At 29.7% G+C, this 290-nt stretch carries 1 protein-coding gene; it reads left to right on the plus strand.

From position 1 onward, the window contains the following. Nucleotides 1–131: 131 nt before the first annotated feature. Nucleotides 132–290 (plus strand): cold-shock protein (locus QP413_RS10000; protein ID WP_284781611.1); only part of this gene is annotated, 159 nt, incomplete at its 3' end.

The raw sequence follows: 290 nt of genomic DNA on the forward strand, positions 1-290 counted from the left end.
TGTTATAGTAATTAAGTAATCAATTTTGATAAGTAATTTGAGTTATATATTTAAAAACTATACTTCTCCTTTTGCCACTCAACATTTTTTGCAATAACTTGCATATTTTTATGCACTAGGAGGAAATATATATGAACAACGGTACAGTAAAATGGTTTAACGCAGACAAAGGTTTTGGATTTATTACAGGTGAAGATGGCAATGATGTATTTGCTCATTTTTCAGCAATTCAAGCGGATGGTTTTAAGTCATTAGAAGAAGGACAAGCAGTAACTTTTGATATTGAAGAA

The sequence above is a fragment of the Corynebacterium sp. UMB4614 genome, assembly GCF_030217065.1.
Taxonomy (GTDB): Bacteria; Actinomycetota; Actinomycetes; order Mycobacteriales; family Mycobacteriaceae; genus Corynebacterium.